The sequence below is a fragment of the Cupriavidus necator genome (genome assembly GCF_016127575.1).
Classification (GTDB): Bacteria; Pseudomonadota; Gammaproteobacteria; order Burkholderiales; family Burkholderiaceae; genus Cupriavidus; species Cupriavidus necator_D.
On record NZ_CP066019.1, the window covers coordinates 2,520,296 to 2,542,233 of the forward strand.

Annotated in this window: 19 protein-coding genes; 9 read left to right on the plus strand and 10 right to left on the minus strand. The window is 68.4% G+C overall.

Going from position 1 to position 21,938, the window contains the following annotated elements:
- Window positions 1–10 precede the first annotated feature (10 nt).
- Complete coding sequence (locus tag I6H87_RS30325) at window positions 11–1,960, minus strand: methyl-accepting chemotaxis protein (RefSeq protein ID WP_011617767.1); 1,950 nt, start codon at window positions 1,958–1,960, stop codon at window positions 11–13.
- Window positions 1,961–2,225: 265 nt separating this feature from the next.
- Window positions 2,226–3,248 carry a LysR family transcriptional regulator gene (locus I6H87_RS30330; protein ID WP_041688208.1) on the minus strand — a complete coding sequence of 341 codons (1,023 nt, stop codon included), beginning with the start codon at window positions 3,246–3,248 and terminating at the stop codon, window positions 2,226–2,228.
- A 106-nt stretch (window positions 3,249–3,354) separates the two neighbouring features.
- Here I6H87_RS30330 and I6H87_RS30335 point away from each other — a divergent pair, with 106 nt between their 5' ends.
- Window positions 3,355–4,575: an MFS transporter gene (locus I6H87_RS30335; RefSeq protein ID WP_041688210.1), complete on the plus strand. Its 1,221-nt coding sequence runs from the start codon at window positions 3,355–3,357 to the stop codon at window positions 4,573–4,575.
- Window positions 4,576–4,626: 51 nt separating this feature from the next.
- Here I6H87_RS30335 and I6H87_RS30340 read toward each other — a convergent pair whose 3' ends face one another.
- Both I6H87_RS30340 and I6H87_RS30345 read right to left on the minus strand, forming a co-directional pair.
- Entirely contained in the window at window positions 4,627–6,513 is a 1,887-nt protein-coding gene (locus I6H87_RS30340; protein ID WP_041688212.1) for a sensor histidine kinase, read from the minus strand.
- A gap of 9 nt (window positions 6,514–6,522) precedes the next feature.
- Window positions 6,523–7,197 carry a response regulator gene (locus tag I6H87_RS30345; RefSeq protein ID WP_011617771.1) on the minus strand — a complete coding sequence of 225 codons (675 nt, stop codon included), beginning with the start codon at window positions 7,195–7,197 and terminating at the stop codon, window positions 6,523–6,525.
- Between the two features lie 282 nt (window positions 7,198–7,479).
- Here I6H87_RS30345 and I6H87_RS30350 point away from each other — a divergent pair, with 282 nt between their 5' ends.
- From I6H87_RS30350 to I6H87_RS30375, 6 genes are all read left to right on the plus strand, one after another.
- The gene (locus I6H87_RS30350; protein ID WP_231881464.1) at window positions 7,480–8,202 is read left to right on the plus strand and encodes a penicillin-binding protein activator LpoB; all 723 of its coding nucleotides are present in this window, start codon (window positions 7,480–7,482) and stop codon (window positions 8,200–8,202) included.
- Window positions 8,186–8,674: a putative periplasmic lipoprotein gene (locus tag I6H87_RS30355; RefSeq protein ID WP_041688214.1), complete on the plus strand. Its 489-nt coding sequence runs from the start codon at window positions 8,186–8,188 to the stop codon at window positions 8,672–8,674. Before I6H87_RS30350 ends, I6H87_RS30355 begins: the two co-directional genes overlap by 17 nt.
- A gap of 74 nt (window positions 8,675–8,748) precedes the next feature.
- Window positions 8,749–9,537, plus strand: coding sequence for a hypothetical protein (locus I6H87_RS30360; RefSeq protein WP_010810834.1), 789 nt, complete (start codon window positions 8,749–8,751; stop codon window positions 9,535–9,537).
- 8 nt (window positions 9,538–9,545) lie between these two features.
- The gene (locus I6H87_RS30365; RefSeq protein ID WP_011617773.1) at window positions 9,546–10,931 is read left to right on the plus strand and encodes a hypothetical protein; all 1,386 of its coding nucleotides are present in this window, start codon (window positions 9,546–9,548) and stop codon (window positions 10,929–10,931) included.
- A 139-nt stretch (window positions 10,932–11,070) separates the two neighbouring features.
- Window positions 11,071–11,691 carry an OB-fold protein gene (locus I6H87_RS30370; protein WP_010810832.1) on the plus strand — a complete coding sequence of 207 codons (621 nt, stop codon included), beginning with the start codon at window positions 11,071–11,073 and terminating at the stop codon, window positions 11,689–11,691.
- Between the two features lie 298 nt (window positions 11,692–11,989).
- Complete coding sequence (locus I6H87_RS30375) at window positions 11,990–12,925, plus strand: BON domain-containing protein (RefSeq protein WP_011617774.1); 936 nt, start codon at window positions 11,990–11,992, stop codon at window positions 12,923–12,925.
- Window positions 12,926–12,961: 36 nt separating this feature from the next.
- On the opposite strand, the gene I6H87_RS30380 is transcribed toward I6H87_RS30375, so the two are convergent.
- Entirely contained in the window at window positions 12,962–13,888 is a 927-nt protein-coding gene (locus I6H87_RS30380; protein WP_010810830.1) for a LysR substrate-binding domain-containing protein, read from the minus strand.
- A gap of 118 nt (window positions 13,889–14,006) precedes the next feature.
- Between I6H87_RS30380 and I6H87_RS30385 the strand changes: the two genes are divergently transcribed.
- Both I6H87_RS30385 and I6H87_RS30390 read left to right on the plus strand, forming a co-directional pair.
- Window positions 14,007–15,461 (plus strand): amidase, encoded by a 1,455-nt coding sequence (locus tag I6H87_RS30385; RefSeq protein ID WP_011617775.1) that lies wholly within the window; start codon window positions 14,007–14,009, stop codon window positions 15,459–15,461.
- Between the two features lie 80 nt (window positions 15,462–15,541).
- Entirely contained in the window at window positions 15,542–16,531 is a 990-nt protein-coding gene (locus I6H87_RS30390; RefSeq protein WP_011617776.1) for a Bug family tripartite tricarboxylate transporter substrate binding protein, read from the plus strand.
- Between the two features lie 33 nt (window positions 16,532–16,564).
- Here I6H87_RS30390 and I6H87_RS30395 read toward each other — a convergent pair whose 3' ends face one another.
- From I6H87_RS30395 to I6H87_RS30410, 5 genes are read right to left on the minus strand one after another with little or no spacing between them, the layout of a single operon-like run.
- Window positions 16,565–17,017, minus strand: a complete 453-nt coding sequence (locus tag I6H87_RS30395) for a toxin-activating lysine-acyltransferase (protein WP_011617777.1) — start codon at window positions 17,015–17,017, stop codon at window positions 16,565–16,567.
- On the minus strand, window positions 17,014–18,030 hold the full coding sequence (locus tag I6H87_RS30400) for a TolC family outer membrane protein (RefSeq protein WP_328706766.1): 1,017 nt from the start codon (window positions 18,028–18,030) through the stop codon (window positions 17,014–17,016). The genes I6H87_RS30395 and I6H87_RS30400 overlap by 4 nt, the downstream gene beginning before the upstream one ends.
- Window positions 18,027–18,284: a hypothetical protein gene (locus I6H87_RS34545; RefSeq protein WP_231881465.1), complete on the minus strand. Its 258-nt coding sequence runs from the start codon at window positions 18,282–18,284 to the stop codon at window positions 18,027–18,029. The genes I6H87_RS30400 and I6H87_RS34545 overlap by 4 nt, the downstream gene beginning before the upstream one ends.
- Before the next feature lie 8 nt (window positions 18,285–18,292).
- Window positions 18,293–19,630, minus strand: a complete 1,338-nt coding sequence (locus tag I6H87_RS30405; protein ID WP_011617779.1) for an HlyD family type I secretion periplasmic adaptor subunit — start codon at window positions 19,628–19,630, stop codon at window positions 18,293–18,295.
- Window positions 19,623–21,818 carry a peptidase domain-containing ABC transporter gene (locus I6H87_RS30410; protein ID WP_011617780.1) on the minus strand — a complete coding sequence of 732 codons (2,196 nt, stop codon included), beginning with the start codon at window positions 21,816–21,818 and terminating at the stop codon, window positions 19,623–19,625. The genes I6H87_RS30405 and I6H87_RS30410 overlap by 8 nt, the downstream gene beginning before the upstream one ends.
- Between the last annotated feature and the right edge of the window lie 120 nt (window positions 21,819–21,938).

The window sequence follows — 21,938 nt, forward strand, 5'->3', positions numbered from 1 at the left end:
GCGTGGCGGACTAGGCTTGCGCCTCGGTCCGGAACACCGCCACCGCCCGCTGCATATGCAGCGCCTGCTCCTGCAGCGACTGCGCCGCCGCGGCGGCCTCCTCCACCAGCGCGGCGTTCTGCTGCGTGACCTGGTCCATCTGCGTCACCGCCTGGTTGACCTGGGCGATGCCGCTGCTCTGCTCGCGCGAGGCATGGCTGATCTCATCCATCATCGCCGTCACGCGGCCGATGGCGGCAACGGTGTTCTCCATGGTCGCGGCAACGTCCAGCGCCAGCGTGTTGCCCGACGCCACGCGCTGCGCCGATTGCGAGATCAGCGTGCGGATCTCCTTGGCCGAGCTGCCGGCGCGCTGCGCCAGCCCGCGCACTTCGGTCGCCACCACCGCAAAGCCGCGGCCGGCCTCGCCCGCGCGCGCGGCCTCCACCGCCGCATTCAGCGCCAGGATATTGGTCTGGAAGGCAATGCCGTCGATCACCGCGATGATGTCGACGATGCGCCGCGAATCGGCCTCGATCTCCTGCATGGTCTGCTGCATGCGCCCGACCGCGTCGCCGCCGGCGCGCGCCACGTCAGACGCCTCGCGCGCCAGCTCGCTGGCCTGGCCGGCATTGCTGGCGTTCTGCTGCACGGTGGCCGTCAGCTGCTCCATGCTGGCCGCGGTCTGCTCCAGCGACGAGGCCTGCTCCTCGGTGCGCTGCGACAGGTCGATATTGCCCTGCGCGATATCGCCCGCCGCCGCCAGCACGTTGTGTGCGCCGGCCTTGGTGTCGCCGATCAGCGCGCGCCAGCTGTCCACCAGCGACAGCAGGTGCCGCTTGATCTCGCTCAGTTCATCGCGCCCGCGCACCGCGATGCGCAGGGTCAGGTCGCCCGCGTTGATGCGTTCGACCATCTCCGCCACCTGCCGCACGTCGCCGCGCGTGCCGCGGCTGAAGCCGATGAACAGGTAGAACGCGGCGGCCACGGTCACCAGCGCAATGCCCGCCAGCAACACGAACTGCCTTTCCTGCGCCGCGACACGCTGTGCCAGCATGGCGCCAGCGACCTCGGCAAACGCCTTGTTGGCGGCCGCCACGCCTTCGATGGCGGCGGTGGCCTCGTCGAAGTAAGTCTTGGCATCGATGTCGATGCCGGTCGCGCCCAGCATCCGGACCTTGAGCGTGCGATGGAAATTGTCCATCGCGGCGAGTCGCGCCAGCGCGGCGCCGATGCGCGGCCGGTACGCCGGTGCCGCGTTCCCGACGCGCGCGATGTCGCGCCGCACCGTTTCCAGCCCCTCGTGGATCTGCTCGGCGAGCGCGCCCAGACCCGCCTGCTGCGCGGCATCGGCATAGCCGCCCTGCGCGATGATGCCGGCCCCGCGGCCGCGCGCCAGCGCGCTCAGTTCGGCCAGGCGCGGCATCGGGCCCACCAGCAGGCTGATCAGGTAGTAGGAGCCCGCTTCGCTGTCCAGCGCCAGTTGCGAGCGCTCAGCCACGTCGCCGATAAACGCCTGCGTCTGCCGCACCAGTGCGCTGTGGCGCTCGAACAGCGGCCCGGCCATGGTGTCCAGGCCAAGCCCGCGCAGATGCTGCCAGTCCTGCTCCAGCTTGCGCGCCCCGGCCCCGAGTTCGAAAGCAGGATTCTCCGCGATGCTGCGCGTCAGCCCCGCCAGGCTGGCCGCGGCCTTGTTGTCGGCCCCATCGAAGGTGGCGCGAAAGGCCGCATTGCCCGACAACACCGCATTGGCGGCGCCGCGCCGGACCTGGGTCTCGCGCATGAAGTCGAGCGCATGCCCGACCACGGTGAGCCCCCGCACTTCATCGCCGGTGGTGCGGATCGATCGCGCCGCATCGCTCAGCACCACATACATCGTGCCGCATAGCGGCACCAGGAACAGCACGGCGATCAGCGCGAGCTTGCGGTTGATATTCAGGCGCGCCATCAGGCGCTCGGCGGGAAGGAAAATAGGAGTCATGGCGGTCGCGGAACTTGGCTTGGTTTTCCTCCTATCGGCCTTGATTTGCAGGCCTGAAGCACGAATTTCGAAGGTCTTGATGATGCGCAAATCCAGTGCAGAAAACGCGCTGAAGTGGGGCAGAAAGCACGGGTTGCGGGCAGCGTCGGCACCGCTGCCTGCCCGCGTGCACCGAAGACGTGTGGGGCATCGGGCAAGGGGTGACGGCGGCCTGTCCGGCCTTGTGCCCTTGACGGCGTCGTCTTCGGCGCCTCCCTGAGCAAGCTCATGCGCGACGGGTCCGCTCGCCGCGCTCGCGCCGCCGCGGGCCCGGGCTCCCGACCATACCTGGCGTGGGAATCGCTTGCCGCATGGCATCGACAAACAACCTGAGCTTCGCCGGATAGAAGCGCGCATAGGGGTAGACCAGGTAGATCGGCAAGGGATCGGCCTGCCACTGCGGCAGCAGGTGCAGCAGCCTGCCGCTGGCAATGTCATCGGCAAAGATCCAGGCCGAGCCGACGGCAACGCCCAGCCCCAGCCGGGTCGCCGAATGCAGCGCATAGAGGCTGTCCGTGCTCATGCGCGGCTGGAATGCGATGCCTTGTCGCGCCAGCGTCTGCGTGTTCTGCAGCACGACCTCATTGCGATAGAAGGTGCGCAGCGCCAGCCATGGCAGGTCCTCCAGGTCTTCCGGCCGGCGTGGCAGCGGCTTACCCTCAAACAGCGACGGTGCGGCAATGACCGCGCGCGGCACGTCTGCGAGCCGCACCGCCACCACGCCGGGTTCATGCACTTCGCCCACATGGATCGCGCAATCGATGGCCTCGGCGATGAAATCCGGGGTGCGGTCATGCAGCAGCCATTCCACCGAGACTTCGGGGCACTGCTGCAGGTAGCCGGCCAGCGGGCCGACCAGCAGCTCCTGCCCGAAAGCGTGCGGCACCACCACGCGCAACGTGCCGGCCGGCGCATGCCCGACCCCGCGCACGTCGGCCTCGAACATGGTCCAGTCGGCCACCAGTTCCTTGGCACGCTCATAGCAGCGCTCGCCGTCCTCGGTCAGCTTCATCGCATGCGTGGAGCGCTGCAGCAGGCGCACGCCGAGCAGCCGCTCCAGCGTCTGCAGGCGCCGGCTGACGGTGGGCTGGGTCGTCTGCAGCTGCGCTGCCGCCATCGAAAGGCTGCCGGCCTCGACGATGCGCACAAAGGTCTGCAACAGCTCGATGCGGTCGGCGCTGGTGGCGCCGCGGGCGGCTGCCCTGCCCTGCATGGTGGTGGTTCGCTGCGATGCTGGCTGGCGTTTCATACGCATCTCGTATAACCATTGTTCATCCCGCACGTCTACCAGAATCAGCCCGCGTGGACAACACTTCGAGCCATCCAAACCTGCCTGCGGATCTCGCAACCTCGATATGTCCTCTGTTCCCGCCACCCCATCCGCCGCCACCATTGCCAGCCCGCCCCTGCCGGGACGCCTGGTGCTGCTGCTTGCCGTCGGCGCGGGCCTGTCAGTCGCCTCGCTGTACTACAGCCAGCCCATGCTCGGGGTGATGGCACCCGACCTGCATGCCTCCGATTCGGCAACCGGCGCCATCCCGACCCTGACGCAGCTCGGCTATGCGCTGGGCATCCTGCTGCTGGCGCCGCTGGGCGACCGCTATGACCGCCGCCGCATCATCGTGGCCAAGGCAGTGGCGCTGGTCGGCGCCTTGCTGCTGGCGGGCCTGGCGCCCGGCATTGGCGCCTTGCTGGTATCCAGCCTGGTGGTGGGCCTGGCCGCCACCATGGCCCAGGACATCGTGCCCGCTGCAGCGGCGCTGGCGCCCGCGGCGCAGCGCGGCAAGGTGGTCGGGACAGTCATGACCGGATTGCTGCTGGGCATCCTGCTGTCGCGGGTGGTGAGCGGCTTCGTCGCCGCGCACTTCGGCTGGCGCGCCATGTTCATGATTGCGGCGGCCAGCATCGCGGCGGTCGCGCTGGTTGCCCGGCGCCAGTTGCCGCGCTTCACGCCCACCACGGTGCTGCCGTATGGTGCGCTGCTGGCCTCGCTGGCGGCGCTGTGGCGCGAGCATGGCGCCTTGCGCCGCGCGGCCCTGGCGCAGGGGCTGCTGTCGGTGGGCTTCAGCGCGTTCTGGTCCACGCTGGCAGTGATGCTGCATGGCGCACCATTCCATCTCGGCAGCGAGGCCGCGGGGGCGTTCGGCCTGGCCGGCGCCGCTGGCGCGCTGGGCGCGCCGCTTGCCGGGCGCCTTGCCGACCGCAGCGGGCCGGAGCGGGTGACCCGGCTGGGCGCGGCACTGGCGGCGCTGTCGTTTGCCGCCATGCTGCTGACCCCGCTGGTATCGCCGCATGCGCAGTTGTGGCTGATCGGCGCCAGCGCCATCGGGTTCGACCTCGGTGTCCAGATCGCCCTGGTCGCGCACCAGACCATCGTCTATGGCATCGATCCGGGCGCGCGCAGTCGCCTGAATGCCGTGCTGTTCGTCTGCATGTTCACCGGCATGGCCGTCGGCGCCGCGCTCGGCAGCCTGGCACTGGCGCGTTTCGGCTGGACCGGCGTGGCTGCGCTGGCGAGCGCCGCCGCGCTGGCTGCGCTGGCCGTGCGGCTGGCACCGCGGCGTGGCGCGCGCTGAGGGCAGCCCCGGCCTGGCATGCTGAGCCTTCGCGCCGAGGCTGCCGGACCTCTACGCGACGGGCGCGAGCCCCTCCCCGTCCGTGCCGGCCTCCTCGCCGTCTCCCGGCGCCAGCGGAACCTCCACCGTCAGCGCCGTACTGCCCGGCGCCGACCGGATCTGCAAGCGCCCGCCGATGGCCGCCGCGCGCACCTGCATGTTGCGCAGCCCGCGCCCGCCGCGCGTGGCCCCGGTGTCGAAGCCGCGGCCGTTGTCGGCCAGCGTGATCCGGATCACCTGCGCGTCCATGTCCGCGTGGGCGGTCACGGTAAGGGCGGTTGCCCGCGCGTGCTGCAGCACGTTGGTGATGCCTTCGAGCAGCAGGTATTGCAGCTCCTGCACCTTGCGCGCGGTGAAATGCGCCAGCGCGGGCAGGCGCTCGACCTCCCAGTGGATGTCGAGCCCCCCATCGGCGATGCGCGGACCCAGGCGGTAGCGCAGGTTGCCCAGCACTGCCGCCAGGTCGCCGCCGGTGTCCTGCATGGCGTCGATGGAAAGCTTCAGCGAATCCAGGGCGTGCCGGACCTGCACGGCGATTTCCGGGGAGCTGGCCTTGCCGGATTCCAGCATCGAGATCGTGGTGACAAGCTGGCTGCCCAGGCCATCGTGCATGTCGCGCAGGATGCGGCCGCGCTCGCGCAGCGCGGTCTCCTCGGCGGCGATCTTCTGCGTGCGCGCGAAGGCCGCGCGCAGCTGCGCCTCGCGCTGCGCGACGCGCTCGGTCAGCACCTGGTTGGCGTCCTGCAAGCTCTGCACCGCGCTGGTGTAGCGCTCCACCAGCATCCACGCCATCACCACGCTGAACGGCACCGACACATAGCGGGTCATGGAATGGACCCAGTAGTAGTCGCCGGTCAGCCAGACCTTGATCCAGTCCGCCAGGAACAGCAGCGCCGACACGCCCACGGTGGCGGCCAGCAGCGTCGCCTCGCGGCTGGGCCGGCGCAATGCGCCCCATACCATCGCGCCGGCCACGGTCAGGATGATGCCCACCTTGACCAGCCAGCTCAGCGGAAAGACCATCGGGTGGCTCGACATCGCGGCCAGCGGCGCGACCACCGGCAGCGCCAGCCACAGGTAGGCGTTGAGGGTGCGGTGCAGCCAGCGCCACGGCACGCGGATCACCAGCAGGCAGAAGCGGGCGATGGCGCCCAGGAATACCTCGCGCGCGGCGGCGACGATATAGCTGCGCAGCTCCGCGGGAATCGCCAGGTCATCGACAAAGTAGTCGAGCAGGCGCACGCTCCAGGCGACCTCGGCCAGCCCGTACAGGCCGAACAGCGGGTCGCGCTGGCGCCACCAGATCAGCAGCGCGAGGCCGCCCAGCACGACACTGAGCACCGCCGCAATCAGCGGGCCGACCACGCGCAGGCGGAAGGCCTGCTCGAACTGCGCGCGCACTTCAGCGGCCGGACCCACCGTCACCGGCAGCAGGCCCGAGCGCGCATAGGCGCGCGCCGCCACGGTGATGCGCAGCAGGTTGCCGTGCGCGCGCGCCAGCTCGGGCGGCACGGCCACGTAGTAGGGGCGCTTGGCCAGCGCCGACGAGGGTGCGTCCAGGCGCCCGCCGGCGGCGATCAGCACGCCATTGACGCGTACCTCGTAGCTGCCGCCGGCCCATGGCACGAACAGCCCCCCGGGGTCAGCCGCGGGCCAGTTGCGGTCAAAGCGCAGTTCGTAGGCCAGCGTGCCGGACTTGCCCGGCTGCTCCCGGTCCCAGTAGTCAGGCAGCGTCAGCGGGCGCGCCGGCAGCACCGTGCCGTCGGTCAGCGTGGCCGAGCGCGTGGCCGCGGCCAGTTCCATCGTGCCCGCGGCTGCCGCCACGCCGGACAGCATCAGGCAGGCCCATGCCAGCAGCACGACAAGCACGATCCGGAGGTGGCGCGGCCGATGCAGCATGGGGTGGGGTCACAAGGACTTGAGCAGGCCCAGCTTGGCCGCCTCGAACACGGCCTCGCCGCGCGAGCGCACTGCCAGCTTGCCGTAGATGTTCTTGATGTGCGATTGCACGGTATGCACGCTCAGCCCCAGATAGCGGGCAGTCTCGGCATAGGTATAGCCGCGCGAGATCAGGTCCAGGATCTCGTTCTCGCGCACCGACAGCACCACGGCGCCGGTGGCCGCGGCATCGCGCGCAACCGCCTCTGCCGGCGCGCCGCGCAGCCGGTTCACCACCTGCCGCGCGATCAGCGGGCTCATCGGCGAGCCGCCCGCGCGCAGTTCGCCGATGGAGGCGGCGATGCGGTCCGTGGTTTCGTCCTTGAGCAGGTAGCCGATGGCGCCCGCCTCGATGCTGGCCAGCACGTGGTGGTCGTCGCCGAACACCGTGACCACCATGCAGTCGCAGGCGGGATAACGTTCGCGCGCGGCGCGGATCACGTCGATGCCGCTGCCGTCCGGCAGGCCGAGGTCGCACAGCAGCACGTCGGGCTGGTGCTGCGCCAGCCAGGCCAGGGCCTCCGCCGCGCTGGCGGTGCAGCCTGCCACCACGGTGGCCGGCGCATGCATCTCGACGGCCTGCACCAGGCGGCTCAGCGCCGCCGGGTCATCCTCCACGATCAGGACACTAGTTGTGCTTGCCATGCCTGTCTCTTCCCGAGCCATGCCGTTGTGCCGCCCGTTGCGCCGGGCACGACGGCGGATTCTGACATATCCGTCCGCACCAAGGACGGCCGCGCGGCCTCCCTCAGGGTAAACGCCGCCGCCCCCACCCATCGCACAGTCTGCCGCGGTTTCCCATCCCATATTCTGGGGAGGCGCCTGAATCCACCTGCCCCTATGATCCGGCAAAACAGCCCAATCAGCCGCAGCCAGCAGTGCGGGCAACAAGACAGGCAAACAAGCGGGAATACGGGGAAGACCACCGTGACACATAAGACAGCCGGCACACCGGCCGCACGGGAAATCGGGCATGCAAGGGGGGAGCCCGCAGGCGCCATCCCGGCAACGGCCGCGGTGCGGCTGGCTGCCGGGATGGCCGCGTGCGGGCTGGCGGCGTTGCTGGCCGGTTGCCTGGCCACCGCACCGAACACGGCCGGCGTGGCCGCCATGGAGCTGGACGTCAGCCGCAAGGGCCCGGTGTCCGGCGTCGGCCTGGACGGTCACGACATCGTGGCCATGGCTGACCAGATGATGCGCGACATCCTGGCGCAGCCGCGTTTTGCGCCGGGCAAGGATGGCAAGCGCCCGCGCATCGCCCTGGACAGCGCCAACTTCATCAACGACAGCTCACAGCCGCTGGACCGGCAACTGATCGTGGACCGGCTGCGGGTCAGCCTGAACCGCGCCGCGCAATCCCGCATCCAGTTCGTCAGCGCGCAGACTGCCCTGGTCGAACGCGAGCGCCAGGCCAAGCGCAGCGGCGCCACCGATGCCGGCACGCTGGGCCTGACCCGCGCGCGCATCGGTGCCGACTACAGCCTGTCCGGGCGCATCGGCTCGCTCGACAGCCGCAGCGCCGCCACCGGCATGGTGCAGCGCTACATGCAGATCTCCTTCGAGCTGGTCGAGGTCGAATCGGGCGAGCTGGTCTGGAGCAACATCTATGAATTCCAGCGCGCCGCGGCCGACGATGTGGTCTATCGGTAGGCGCGCCGGCGCGCTGGCGGCCTGCCTGCTGGCGCTGGCTGGCTGCTCCACCACGCCCCCCGCCCATCGCGGCTGCACGCCGTGGCGGCAGCAGCATGAGCGCCCCGCCCTGCCCGTCTCGTTCCTCTCGCCGGAGCTGGCCGACATGGTCGGCGTGCGCGAGCTTGGCATCGCACGCACCGCCAGCGGGCTTGGCTCCGTCAGTGCGGGCCTCTACAACTGCGCCGAATTCGACGTCGCGCTGCTGGTACGCACCCGCTTCCGCCCGCAGCAAGGCGGCACCGCCCCCGAGCCGCCCAGCGCCTGGCGCACGCTGGTGCTGCCGCCGCGCACGCAGCTCGACTACGCCGAGCACGCCGTCATGGCCGGCTCATTGCCGGGTGCGCTCGAAATCCTGGACGCGCAGCGGGCGCAGCAGCCCTACCGCCCGGGCCAGCTCTACCCCGCGCTGCCCAGGCCAGCACGCCCATGACGATGCGTTATGCCCGGTCCTGCCGGCACCCCTGACATCCATCCCGTTCTGCAGCCATGACCGGAGCTTGTTCCATGCCACGTCCTTCCTTGCTGGCGGCCACCCTGGCCGCCGTCCTCCTTGCCGGCTGCGCCGCCCCGCAGATGGCGCTGAAATCCACCCGCACCGGCGGCGACAGCTCGCCCCAGGTGCGCGCCGATATGGCCGGCAAGGCCGACCTGTCCAGCCTGAACGTGGGCGATACCGTGGCCGTGTCCCCCGGCAACAGCAAGGTCGTGGTGGCCTCGACCCCGCTGGTCTACACCCTGTATGAAGATGGCATGGTGACCCAGGCCGAAGTCAAGCGGCAGCTGGCGGTCAACCGCAAGGACGTGCCCAGGATCGAATTCATCAAGGGCGAACTGCACCGCGGCGACTTCATCCGCCGCGAGATCCTGCTGGACCTGCACAGCAAGGACCCCGACGAGTTCAACCGCACCATCCACTTCCTGGCCTTCAACCGCGGCGACAAGGCCTTCCGCGGCGACCTGACGGTCTATGACCTGCTGCCCGCCGAGCTGGAACTGGTCAAGCTGGGCAGCGCCAACAAGTACACCGACCAGACCATGGTCAAGGGCGTACTGAGCGGGCTGCCGTTCCTGTCGCTGGTGACGCTGGCGATGGACAACTATTCGAAATCCGATGAGCAGGTGGCGATGCGGCACGAGCGGCTGGACCAGGTGCAGAAGTTCACGTTCCAGCGGGTGGTGCTGGAGCCGGGCCAGGCGATCGGCTTCACCATGAACGTGCGCTACCAACTGCCCGGCGAACAGGAGCTGGCCGATCTGCGTGAAACCGCCGCGCCGCTGGCACAGCACCGCTGAGGCCGGCAATGCGGATCCGCAAGACTGCCCGGGGGATGCGGCGCACCGCCGCCGCACTGGCCGCGCTGGCGCTGGCCGCGCCCCTGCCGGGGGCGGCAGCCTGGTTCGACGGCGAAGAGAAGCGGCTGGCGGCCGAAGCCGACCGCTTCGTTGCCGACAAAGCCGCCGAACTCCAGCGCATCCTGCATACGCTGTACATGGAAGGCGAGTGGAATGCCGTGCTCAACTTGAACCTGCTGGGCCTGGCCGCGATCGAGGCCGGCCAGCCGCGCCTGGCCGGGCGCGCCTTCGACATGGCCGCGGCGCGCATCCTGCGCATCTATGCCGACGACCCCAACGCACAGCAAGCCAAGTCGCTGTGGTCCGCCGAAAGCGTCAAGGACTGGAAGGGCGAACCGTACGAACGGGCCATGACCTTCTACTACCGCGGCCTGCTCTATGCCAGCGCCGGCGACTACCAGAACGCCCGCGCAGCCTTCCTGCAGGCCGACATCCAGAACGCGTTCGGGCAATACGAGCGCTATGACGGTGATCAGGGCGGCTTTGCGCTGATGGCCTGGCTGGCGGCCTGGGCCTCGCAATGCGCCGGCGACAGCGCGCGCGCGGCTGAGCTGGCGGCGCGCGCGGCCAGGCACGCACCGGAGCCGTTCTACGCCCAGCCGCGCGGCACGCTGCCGCGGCACCTGAGCGTGTTCGAGCTTGGCATCGGCCCGGAGAAAGTCACGCTGGGCGACACCAGGAGCATCCTCGGCTTCCTGCCGCAAGGCGCGGCAGGCAGCACGCCGCGCATCGCCTATGCATCGGCGGTGAAGCCGATGGCCTCAGGCACTGCCGCCGACCTCGACCGCGTCGCGCTGACCCGGGGCGGGCGGCCAATCCAGGGCATCCTGGATGGCAAAGCCGTCTTCAAGGAAAACACCGCGACCATTGCCGATGCCGCGGGAGCGCTGTCCTCGGGCCTGGTGAATGCTGCGTTGTCGGGAGCCAACAGTGGCAATGCCGGCCTGGCGCAGGGACTGGGCGCAGCCGGGGCTGCCGGCTCGCTGATCAGCCTTGCCGCGGGGGCGATGTCCAGGGCGGCCAATGCCGAGGCCGATACCCGCTACTGGGCATCGCTGCCCAAGATCGTCTACCTGCAAGGCCTGGCTGCGCCGCTGGCATCGCCGGCCGTGCAGTTCACCCCTGGCGGCGGCGGCAAGCCGCGCTCTGCCCTGCTGCAAAGCCGCCATGGCGAATGCTCGCTGGCCTGGGGCCGTGAATATTCCGCCTTCGATGCCGAGCATGGCGGCGTGGCCAATCCCTCGCCCTGGCCGGCCGAGCCGGTCGAGTCCGGGCGCGAGCGCGCCAACGCGGTCCTGCGCACCGAACTGCTGGCCCTGCCGTTCGGCCAGTAGCACAGCCCCCGTTTGGGGGATATTTCCCACTTTTCCCCGAAATTAGAGCGCTTTTGCCAGTTCTGTCGAATTTTGCAACCTGTACGCTACAATGCCTCGTCGTCAGCCGACGGGGCTGGCGGATCTGGAGAAAAACAGAATGAAGACGGGAAAACTGGTGGTAGGGCTGGCGCTGGCCGGGTTGCTGGCGGGATGTGAATCGATGGACGGCGCAATGTCCTCCATCAGCGGCGTGCTCGACGGCACCGGCGACGTGCTGAGCGGCGACTTCCGCATGCTGGCGGATCCGAAGCCGGCTTCGCTGGGCGATATCTGGTCGGACTGGAAGAAGAACGAAATCACCGCGAAGAAGAAGTGGGATTCGCAGGCAATCCTGGTATCGGGTACGGTCTCCCGCATCACCAAGGTGGATGGCCTGGGCAAGTCGGACGACACCATCGCCGTCTACTTCAAGGACTCGGTCAATCCGCAGTGCACCGGCAAGGCGCTGATGCGCGACGCGCTGATGGTCAACCAGAAGAAGATCAGCAACCTGCAGACCGGGGACAAGGTCAACGTCACCGGCGTGCTGGCCACGCGCGATTCGGAAATGGCCAACAGCAGCAATACCGAATGCTATTTCGCGTTCAGCAAGTCGAAGATCGAATCAGCGGCCAATACCACGGCAGCTGCCGGCAGCGCGGCCGCTCCCGCCAAGGCAGCCACGACCACCAAGTCGACCAAATCGACAAAGTCGACCAAGACCAGCAGCACGAAGTAAACCAGCCAAAGGCGGCGACGGGCGGCAGTATGGCCGCCTCGCCCCAGGCTGCGCGTCTGGCGTCCCTGCCTCGCACCATGTGGATCCTGCGGCACGGCACGCCCGTCCGGCCCTGCATCCCTTACAAGCTCTGAAACCGTTGCACGGTAGCGCACGCCAAAGTGCCGCAAATCCCCGTCCGCGGGGCACCCCCCTCCACACGGTACGAATCTTGCCCCTTCCTGATTACCCGCCAGCGGTTCGCGCACGGCATGTGCGCCCGCACATGGCGCCACACGCACACTGTCAGGAAAACAGCATGGGCTACTACTACGATGAGCGCAATGCGCGCAACGCGCGCCAACGCCGCCAGGCATGGCAGGACGATGACTGGCAACCTGAATCCGAACAGGAGCGCTGGCAAGCGCGGCGTCGGCGCCAGCAAATGGCCCCGGGCCAAACCAGCTACGGCGGCCCCGCCCGCCCGGACCGGGATTTCAACGAAGCGTACGGCGCCCGCAGGTACCCGGCACACCCGTCCGGCGAGCGTTACGGCAGCAACCTGCGCTACGGCCTGAACGGCGGCTATGGCTGGGAGCGTGCCAGCGAATGGCGCGACCCGCAGGCGTGGCAACGCGACGACGACAACGCCGAGCGCCAGTGGCGCCGCAGCGCCGAACGCGCACGGGATCCGCGTGAATCGCCGCGCACGCGCGGCCATGACACCCACTTCGGCGACCTGCGCAGTGACACCCGCTACTGGGTCGACCCGCACGAGGACTGGGAAGAGAAGCAGCGCTATGAAATCCGGCGCCACAGCCCGGGCTACCGGGAATATGCGCAGCGCCGCGGCTGGGAAACCGACAGCCCCGATGACGAGCGCGAAGGCTCGCATGGCGTGCTCTACAACCTGGGCCGCCGCATCGGCGAAGCCGTGGGCGACTGGTTCGGCAGCTCCGAACGCCGCACCGGCCCGCGCGGCTACCAGCGCAGCGACGAGCGCATCCGCGACCAGATCTGCGAGCAGCTCAGCTACGCTCGCGGCGTTGACGTCAGCGACGTCAGCGTCGACGTCAGCGAAGGCGTGGTGTCATTGACCGGCACCGTGCGCGACCGCGGCCAGAAGTTCTATATCGAAGACCTGGCCGACGGCACCTACGGCGTCAAGGAAGTCAACAACGACATCCGCGTGCGCCGCGAGGCCCCCGAAGCCCGCAGCACCAGCGATGTGACCGGCAGCACCTGGCGCGGATAACGCCAACGGTGGCGGGCGCCCCAGGCCGAGATCGGCCTAGGCGCCCGCCACGCCAACCTCCGCCGCCAGCCGTTCGCGGATAAACCCCAGGAACGCACGCACACCCTCAGGCAATGTGCGGCCGGCCAGCGTCTGCAGTTCGACCGCGCGGCTGCGCATGCCGCGCTCCCGGATCGAGGCGGCGTGCAGTTCACCGCGGCGCAACCTGTCGCCCACGGTGACGGCGCCGGAGATCGACAGCCCGCCACCGTGCAGCACGAAGCTGGTCAGGGTCTCGAAGTGGTTGGTCACCAGCACCGGCTCGAACACCACCCCGCGTTCGCCGCAAGCGATGTCGAACAGCTGGCGCACGGTGTTGTCGCCCTCCGGCAGCGCCAGGGGATAAGGCTGCATCTGCGCCAGCGTGACGCTGCGAAAGCGCGCCAGCGGATGGTCCGGCCGCATGATGGCGATCACCGGCGCGGGCTGCCGGTGCTCCACGCGGATGCCCTGCTCCGCGGCGCGGCTGTAGGTGATGCCGATGTCCGCATCGCCATGCAGCACGATGCCGGTGACCTCGGCCGGCGACGCCACGCGCACATGGAACTGCAGGCCCGGATAGCGCTGGCGGAATTCGGCAATGATGCGCGGCAGGAACTCGATCGCAAACCCCGCCGAGCTGGCCACCCGCACCCGGCCCCGGCGCAGGCCCTGCAGCGCGGCAATCTCTGACACCACCCGATCGGCTTCCAGCGCGCCGCGCAGCGCATAAGCTGCCAGCAACTCCCCGGCGGCACTCGCCACCATACCACGCGGCCGGCGGTCGAACAGCGGCACGCCGAGCAACGCTTCGAGCGCGCCGACCTGGCGGCTCACGGCCGACACGGTGACATTCAGCCGCTGCGCCGCCTCGGTCAGCGAGCCGCTGCGTATCACCTCCAGGAAATAGCGCAGCGAGGTTTCCTGCAGGCGATGCGACAGCATGGGCGGCTCCGGGGGCTGGTTTGCGTTTTACGCAAGGATATTTGAAAAAATCATCGATTGCGGGAAACCGTGCGCCGCCCGTATGCTTTTTCCCGACACCACAGGAGACCCCCGAGCCATGGCGCCCACCCGGACCCCCGATCCCATCACCGAACTCGATGCCGTCGCCCTGTCGCGCGCCATCCATGCGCGCGAGGTCTCGTGCGTGGAAGTGCTCGATGCCTTCCTTGGCCAGATCGACCGCCACAACCCGCGCGTCAATGCCATCGTGGCTCCGGTGGAGCGCGACACCCTGCGCGCGCAGGCCGCCGGGCTCGACGCCGAACTGGCACGCGGCGCCAGCCGCGGCCCGCTGCACGGCTTCCCGCAGGCGCCCAAGGACATCAGCCCGGCCGCGGGCATGGTCACCACCAAGGGCTCGCCGATCTTCGCCGGGCAGGTCAGCGAGTACGACGCCGTGATCTTCGAGCGCATGCGCGCCGGCGGCGCGGTCTTCGTCGGGCGCACCAACTCGCCGGAGTTCGGCCTGGGCGGCCATACCTACAACCCGGTCTACGGCACCACCCGCAACGCCTTCGACCCGGCGCGTTCCGCCGGCGGCAGCAGCGGCGGCGCCGCGGTGGCCGTGGCGCTGCACATGCTGCCGGTGGCGGATGGCTCTGACATGATGGGGTCGCTGCGCACGCCCGCGGCGTTCAACCACGTGTATGGCCTGCGCACCTCGGTCGGCTGCGTGCCGCACGGCCCGGGCGATGAGGTCTTCTTCCAGCAGTTCAGCGTGGCCGGCCCGATGGCGCGCAACGTGCCGGACCTGGCCCTGCTGCTGTCGGTGCAGGCCGGCTTCGACGCGCGTCTGCCGCTGACGCACCGCGCCGAAGCGCCCGGCACCTTCACGCTGCCGCCCGAACGCGACTGGGCCGGCGTGCGCATCGGCTGGCTGGGCAACCTGGGCGGCCACCTGCCGACCGAAGCCGGCGTGCTAGATACTTGCGAGCAGGCACTCACGCACCTGCGCACGCTCGGCTGCACCGTGGACACCGCGCTGCCCGAGTTCGACCTGGAGCGACTGTGGCACGCGTGGATCGACCTGCGCAGCTTCTCGGTGGCTGGCGCCAACGCGGCGCTGTACCACGACCCGGCCAGGCGCGCGCTGCTCAAGCCCGAGGCCGCATGGGAGATCGAGCGCGGCCTGGCCCTGCCGGGCACGCGCGTGTACGAAGCCCTGTGCGAGCGCAGCGCCTGGTACCAGGCACTGCGCTCGCTGTTCGAGCGCTTCGACTACCTGGTGCTGCCGGCCGCGCAGGTGTTTCCGTTCGATGCCGACTGGGACTGGCCGCACACCATCGACGGCCGCGACATGGACACCTACCACCGCTGGATGCAGGTCGTGGTGCCGGCCACCATGGCCGGGCTGCCCGCCCTGGCCGCACCCGCCGGCTTCGGCCCCCAGGGCCTGCCGGCCGGCATCCAGATCATCGGCCCCGCGCAGGCCGACGCCGCCGTGCTGCAGCTCGGCCATGCCTATGACCAGGCCGGCGGCTTCTCGCGCGTGCGCAGCCCCTGGCTCGATTGAGCCTTCGGCTGGTCCCGGCCCCGCTTCATATTGCTTCCGATTGCCTTCTATTCCTACAACTGCCGGCAGGAGTGCCAACGATGACCGCAATGCCCCCGAAGCCGTTTCTCGCCTGCGCCGCCGCCCTGACCGCGGTGCTGTCCGCAACGCCCGCCGCCGCGCAGGCCCAATCCTGGCCGGACCGACCGATCCGGCTGGTGGTGCCCTTCGCCGCGGGCGGCGCCACTGACGTGCTGGGCCGCCTGCTGGCAGTCGGCCTCGGCGAAAAGCTCGGCCAGTCGGTAGTGGTCGAGAACAAGCCCGGCGCCAGCACCGTGATCGGCGCCACCCAGGTATCCAAGGCCGCGCCCGACGGCTACACGCTGCTGCTGGCGGCCAGCACCACGCTGACGCTGAACCCGGCCATCCGCCAACACCTGGGCTACGACCCCATCAAGAGCTTCACCCCGCTGGGCCTGGTCGCCGACATGAGCCTGGTGCTGGTAGCCAACCCGGACACGCAGATCACCACGCTCAAGGATCTGGTGACGCAGGCCAAGGCGCACCCCGACAAGTTCTCCTACGGCTCGTTCGGCGCCGGCTCCTCGGTGCATTTCGGCGCGGAGATGCTCAAGTCCGCCACCGGCATCCGCATGGTCCACGTGCCCTTCAACGGCAGCGCCCCCAGCCTGACCGCGCTGGCCGGCGGCCAGGTGCCGATCGCGGTCGATACCGTGGTGGCCACCCTGCCGCTGATCAAGGGTGGCAAGATCCGGCCAGTGGCAGTGCTGTCGCCGCAGCGACTGCCAGCGCTGCCGCAAGTACCGACCGTCGCGGAGAGCGGCTATCCCGGCTTCCAGATGGGCACGTGGTTCGCGCTGCTGGCACCCGCGGGCCTGCCCGCGCCGGTGCAGCAGAAGCTGGAGAAGGCGCTGGCCGAGGTCGCCAATGCACCCGCCACCAAGGCACGCATGGTCGAGCTGGCGCTGACGCCGGCCTACGGCAATGGCGCGGCGGTGAAGGCGCGGGTGGAGAAGGAATTGCCTGAGATGCGGGCGGTGGCGGCGCGGGCGGATATTCGGGCGGAGTAACGAGATGGCGGGCCGGCCCCGGCCCGCTGTGGCTTACTCCAGCACGCGCATCGTCCGCTCGCCGTCCGGTGCCAACTGATGCAGCACTTTGCCCTTGAAAACGGTGGCCTTCAGATCGTCCAGCACGTCCTTGGCGCCACCATAAGGGGCGAACACGTCGATCAGGAACGCCTTGTCGCCCGACTTCCAATCCCCGGGCGCCAATTGGTACGGCGGCATGGCAAACCGCTCGACCACAGCGTCGGAGAGGTAGGCCCAGGTCACGAAGGCTGTGGGCATTTCACCCCGCATGTACAGCTTGGCCTGCTCCAGGATCAGCGGCGGCATCACGCGCCACTCCAGGTCAGCGAAGAAGCTGTGGCGCGTCGTTGGATTGTTCATCATCAGCCAAGACACCGGGCCCAGCAGCGGGATCTTCTTGATCACGCGCTGCGCTTGCTCGGCAGCAAACTTCATCAGCTGTTCGTTGTCGGTCGGAATAGTCATTGGATACTTGTCCTGGGTTGTTTCATGCCGGCAGCAGCGGGCATGGCAGGCACTGCCGGTGTTTCCTGCTGCGCATTGTTGGTCAGCAGCGCATTCACTCCCTGGACATCCGCCTCAGTCAGCGTGCCGGCCGCCGCCTTCAGCCGCATGCCTTGCAGGATAGTGTCGTAGCGTGCCTTTGCGAGATCACGCTGCGCCGCAAAGAGTTGCTGCTCGGCATTGAGCACGTCGATGTTCACGCGCGTGCCGATCCGGTAGCCAATTTTGTTGGCATTGACCGAATCCAGGCTCGACGTGACCGCAGAAGTCAGCGCCTCGACCTGGGACAGGCCACTCGTCACACCACCATAGGCTTGCCGTGCCTGCGTCGCCGCCTGGCGTCGCGCCGCTTCCAGCTCCGCGCGCGACTTGTACCGATTGGCGATTGCCTCAGTCACGCGCGAGTTGACGGCGCCGCCCTGGTAGATCGGGATCGTCAGCTGCAGCCCGATGGTGCCGGACTTGACCCGGTTCTCGATGTCCGCGGGCGAGGTCATCGAACCTGAGGTGTAGTTGTTGCCATAGCCAGCCGTGAAGTCCAGTGTCGGCAGGTGCGCCGCGCGGTTCCTGGACACCTCTTTCTCGGCAACTTCGACCGCTGCCAACTGCGTGCGCACTTGCGGGTTGTTCTCCCGCGCGTGACCCATCCAGGCATTGACATCCTTCGGCTCGGGACCCGGCAGGGTCACGTCAGCCTTCAGGCCCGCTACAGGCTCGGGCAATGGCCCGACCAGCCGTTCGAGTTCCGCCTGCTTCGCCTCCTGATCGTTGAGCGCCTGCACCAGCTGCGAGCGCCCAAGGTCGTGGCGGGACTGCGACTCGTATACATCGGTAATGGTCGCCTCGCCCACGTCGTAGCGACGCTTGGCAAGCACACGCTGCTGCTCCACTGCCCGCAATTGCGCCCTGGCAACTGTCACGCTGTCGCGCGCGGTCAGCAGATCGAAGTACGCCTGCGAGGTGCGCAGGATCAGGTCGCTCTCGGCCTGGGCGAACTGTCCTGGCGATTGCCGTTGCCGTTCAGGTTGATCGAGGGCAGCACGCCGGCGCGAGCCTGCAGCAGCTTCTCGCGTCCGGCCTCCAGCGCGTAGCGTGATGCCTCGAAGGTTGGGTCGCCCCCCTGCGCCATCCTGTAGACCGACAGCAGGTCGATGGCGCTGGCCTGGCTCGGGACAAGAGCGCCGACCGCGGCCAGCGCAGCCACAGCAGCGCTGGTCAAATCATGCATGCGCACCATCACCGCTCCCGCAAGGCTTCATCCTTGTAGCGCATCAGCGGCGACAGGAAGTAGGAAATCATGCGGCGTTGGTCCACGCGGATATCCGCGGTCACGCTCATCCCCGGGGTCAACGTCCCCTTGCGCCCATTGACTGAGTTCGGCGTGGCCATCGTGTCGAGCTTGATGCGCACAGGATAGATGGGGCCAAGCTTCTGATCATTGATGGCGTCGGTACCCACCCACTGCACTTCGCCCTCGATATATCCGAAGCGGGTGAAGTCAAAGGTTTCCACCTTGGTAATGACCCGCTGGCCGCGCTTCACGTAGCCGATGTCCTTGTTCTGCACCTGAGCATCCACTTCCAGTGCAGTGTTCTCGGGCACCACGATCGCCACCGGCTGCGCCTGGGTCACCACGCCGCCAACGGTAGTCACCGCCAGTTGCTGGACGATGCCGTCGATCGGTGCGCGCAGCGTCTGCAGGTCACGCCGCATCGTTGCCTTGACCAGCTCCAGCTCGGCCGTGGCAGACTTGCGGCTTTCCTCGGCCAGCTCTGCCGCATGCCGTGCGCTGAACTCTGCCACCGCCTGTGCGCGCTGCTGCTGCGCGGCGTTGAGGCCCGCGCCAGCTTCGGCCAGCCGGTTGGTCTGCAGAGCCAGTTCCTTCCTGAGGTTGATCAGCTCCAGCCGCGTCTCGATCAGGCCGGTTTCGGCGATATGCCCGGTCTTGACGAGTTCCTCGCGCATGTCGTTCTTCTTGCTGACAAGCGGCAGGCTGGCGCGGATCTGCTCCAGACTGGCAGCGGCCCCTTCCCGGTCGGCACGCTTGCGGGCAATTTCAGCGTCGAGCGCCGCCAGCCTGGCGCGTTGTTCGGCCAGCGCGCTGGTGAGCAGCGCCTGCTGCGTCCGGGCGATATCCGCAGGCAAGCCTTCGACGGCCTGCATGGTGGGCTTGCCGTCGAGAAGCGCAGTCAGCCGTCGCACCCCGGCTACGGCCTCCCATTGATCGCGCTGCAGCCGGTCACGGTCTGCTGCAGTGGTGGTCGGGTCGAGTTCGACCAGGATGTCGCCAGCCTTGACCTTCTCACCGTCGCGCACATGGATCTCGCGTACGATGCCGGCTTCGAGCGGCTGCACCACCTTGGACTTGCCCGAGGGAATGACTTTTCCCTGCGCGGAGACCACCACGTCCATTTTCGCCATCGTGGCGTAGACCAGCGCAAGGACGGCCATACCGCAGATACTGCCAGCGACGATCCGTGCCATGCGCGCGGGACGGCGGTTGGCGATGCCCATGGCGGCCGTGGCAAAGGCATCGGCTGCCGCTTGCTGGTCAGGCTTCATCGGCTCAGACATGAGCGGCTCCCGGCAACGGTTGCACAGGGGCCTTGTGCTTGATAGTGAGGGTTTCCAGCACACGCGACGCCTCGAACAAGGCGCGATACTTGCCCTCGCCAGTGATCAGGTCAGTGTGATGGCCTTGCTCGACCAGTTGCCCGCCATCGAGCACCAGGATGCGGTCGGCCAGGCGCAGCGTGGAGAGGCGGTGCGCGACGATAAAGACGGTGCGGCCCGCACAGATCTTCTCGAGGTTGTCGTGGATGACGCGCTCAGACTCGTAGTCCAGGCTGGCGGTGGCCTCATCGAGCAGCAGCAGGCGCGGGTTGGTCGCAAGCGCCCGCGCGATGGCGATGCGGGCGCGCTGGCCGCCCGACAGCAGGCTGCCGCGCTCACCGATCACGGTGTCGTAGCCTTGGGGCAAGGCATTGACAAAATCGTGTGCCCCGGCCAGCTTGGCGGCTGCCATCACGGCCTCCAGCGACAGGCCCGGATCGGAGATGGCGATGTTGTCGCGCACCGACATGTTCATCAGCGCGGCGTCCTGCGACACCACGCCTACCTGGCTACGCAGCCAGGCTGTGTCCACCGTCGCCAGGTCGAGCCCGTCGATCGTGACCGTTCCACCAGTGGGTGAGTAGAGGCGCTGCAACTGGCGGATCAGCGTCGTCTTTCCGGCACCAGAAACGCCGACAACGCCCACGACTTCCCCAGCGGGGATGGAAAAGGAGACATCCGACAGCACTTGGGCGCCGTCGGCCTGATAGGCAAAGCTCACCCGGTCGAAGCGGACAAAGCCCTGAATCGCTGCCCGTTGGGTCTGGTCCGAAAGCTGGCCCGCCTCGGCCGGCGTATCCATGATGCCGCCCAGCCGCCTGACCGCCACGCGCATCTGCTGGAATTCCTGCCACAGCGACGAGAGCTTGATGATCGGTGCATTGACCCGGCCCGACAGCATGTTGAAAGCAATCAGCCCGCCCACGGTGAGGTTGCCGTCGATCACCTGCATGGCACCGACGCCCAGCAGCACCACGGTCAACACCTTGCTGGTCAGATTGATGACCTGGTTGGTCCAGTTGCCGGTATGGCCCGATTCGAATGCGGCTACCGCGTAGCGCACCAGCCGGCTTTCCCAGCGGCGCTGCCAGTTGGCTTCAACGGCCTGACCCTTGAGGGTCTCCATCGCGCCGATGGTCTCCACCAGGAACGCCTGATTGTCGGCGCCCAGTGCGAACTTGTCTTCCAGCTTCTTGCGCAGGATCGGGCTGATCACATACGACGCACCAAAGAAGATCGGCAGGAAGCAGATCACGATAATGGTCAGGAGCGGGCTGTAATAGAACATGACCGCCAGGAACACCAGCGCGAAGAACAGGTCCAGCCAGGCGGTCAGCGCCTGCCCGGTCAGGAAGTTGCGCGCCGTCTCCAGTTCGCGCATCGAAGCCATCACGTCACCGGCGCGGCGCGAGTTGAAGTACGACATCGGCAGGCGCATCAGGTGCCGGAACAGGCGCGCGCCCAGTTCGACATCGACGCGATTGGTCGTATGGGTGAGCAGGTACTGGCGCAGGCCATTCAGCATCGCCTCGAACAGCGCCACGCCAGCCAGGGCCACCAGCATCACGACCAGCGTCGCCTGCGAGCGGTGGGCCAGCACCTTGTCGATCACGACCTGGAAGGCAAGCGGCGTCACCAGTGCAAAGAGTTGCACGACGAACGATGCCAGCAAGACTTGGGTGAGTTCGGTTTTGTACTTCTTGATGGCCTGCCAGAACCATGCAAAGCCGAACGCCGAGGTGCCGGCATTGGCCGTGCCATCGGTCAGGGATGCCACGCTGCGGCCGGCTTCGATCCAGGTATTGGCGAACTCGCCGGCGAACGCCGCCGCTGGCACTGCCTGCGGTGGCTGGTCCGGGTCCCGCTGCACGTGGACGACATCGGCATCCACCTTGCCGACCAGCACAACCCGGCCACTGCGGGTCAGGGCCAGCGCGGGCAATGCTGCGCGACGCAGCTTGTCCACCCCGCCCTCGACCAACCTGGCGTCGAAGCCAAGGTCATCCAGGCCCCACAGCAGCCGGCTGGCGTCAAAGTCATCACGCACGTCCCAGCGGCGTGCGAGGCCCTCGGGATCGGCCTTGACCTCATGCAGGCGCGCGAATACGGCAAGCATGCCAAGATTGGGCAGTGTTGGCTTCCGATTCATGGCCGCCCCCGTGCCAGGGCCATCACAGCCCGAAGCAATGCATTCATCGTTCTATCCCATCGAAAAAATCAAGCGCTCCCGGCGGGTGGCGTGTTTCTCCCCCGCGGGATAGTTTTTATT

What these genes read in the sequence shown, in the direction of transcription:
- I6H87_RS30335 (WP_041688210.1), top strand. Translation starts at nt 3,355, where the DNA reads ATGTCCTCTGTTCCCGCCACCCCATCCGCCGCCACCATTGCCAGCCCG.
- I6H87_RS30330 (WP_041688208.1), bottom strand. Translation starts at nt 3,248, where the DNA reads ATGAAACGCCAGCCAGCATCGCAGCGAACCACCACCATGCAGGGCAGG.
- I6H87_RS30370 (WP_010810832.1), top strand. Translation starts at nt 11,071, where the DNA reads ATGAAGACGGGAAAACTGGTGGTAGGGCTGGCGCTGGCCGGGTTGCTG.
- I6H87_RS30345 (WP_011617771.1), bottom strand. Translation starts at nt 7,197, where the DNA reads ATGGCAAGCACAACTAGTGTCCTGATCGTGGAGGATGACCCGGCGGCG.
- I6H87_RS30410 (WP_011617780.1), bottom strand. Translation starts at nt 21,818, where the DNA reads ATGAATCGGAAGCCAACACTGCCCAATCTTGGCATGCTTGCCGTATTC.
- I6H87_RS30405 (WP_011617779.1), bottom strand. Translation starts at nt 19,630, where the DNA reads ATGTCTGAGCCGATGAAGCCTGACCAGCAAGCGGCAGCCGATGCCTTT.
- I6H87_RS30365 (WP_011617773.1), top strand. Translation starts at nt 9,546, where the DNA reads ATGCGGATCCGCAAGACTGCCCGGGGGATGCGGCGCACCGCCGCCGCA.
- I6H87_RS30355 (WP_041688214.1), top strand. Translation starts at nt 8,186, where the DNA reads ATGTGGTCTATCGGTAGGCGCGCCGGCGCGCTGGCGGCCTGCCTGCTG.
- I6H87_RS30380 (WP_010810830.1), bottom strand. Translation starts at nt 13,888, where the DNA reads ATGCTGTCGCATCGCCTGCAGGAAACCTCGCTGCGCTATTTCCTGGAG.
- I6H87_RS30325 (WP_011617767.1), bottom strand. Translation starts at nt 1,960, where the DNA reads ATGACTCCTATTTTCCTTCCCGCCGAGCGCCTGATGGCGCGCCTGAAT.
- I6H87_RS30395 (WP_011617777.1), bottom strand. Translation starts at nt 17,017, where the DNA reads ATGACTATTCCGACCGACAACGAACAGCTGATGAAGTTTGCTGCCGAG.
- I6H87_RS30390 (WP_011617776.1), top strand. Translation starts at nt 15,542, where the DNA reads ATGACCGCAATGCCCCCGAAGCCGTTTCTCGCCTGCGCCGCCGCCCTG.
- I6H87_RS30375 (WP_011617774.1), top strand. Translation starts at nt 11,990, where the DNA reads ATGGGCTACTACTACGATGAGCGCAATGCGCGCAACGCGCGCCAACGC.
- I6H87_RS30385 (WP_011617775.1), top strand. Translation starts at nt 14,007, where the DNA reads ATGGCGCCCACCCGGACCCCCGATCCCATCACCGAACTCGATGCCGTC.
- I6H87_RS34545 (WP_231881465.1), bottom strand. Translation starts at nt 18,284, where the DNA reads ATGCATGATTTGACCAGCGCTGCTGTGGCTGCGCTGGCCGCGGTCGGC.
- I6H87_RS30360 (WP_010810834.1), top strand. Translation starts at nt 8,749, where the DNA reads ATGCCACGTCCTTCCTTGCTGGCGGCCACCCTGGCCGCCGTCCTCCTT.
- I6H87_RS30340 (WP_041688212.1), bottom strand. Translation starts at nt 6,513, where the DNA reads ATGCTGCATCGGCCGCGCCACCTCCGGATCGTGCTTGTCGTGCTGCTG.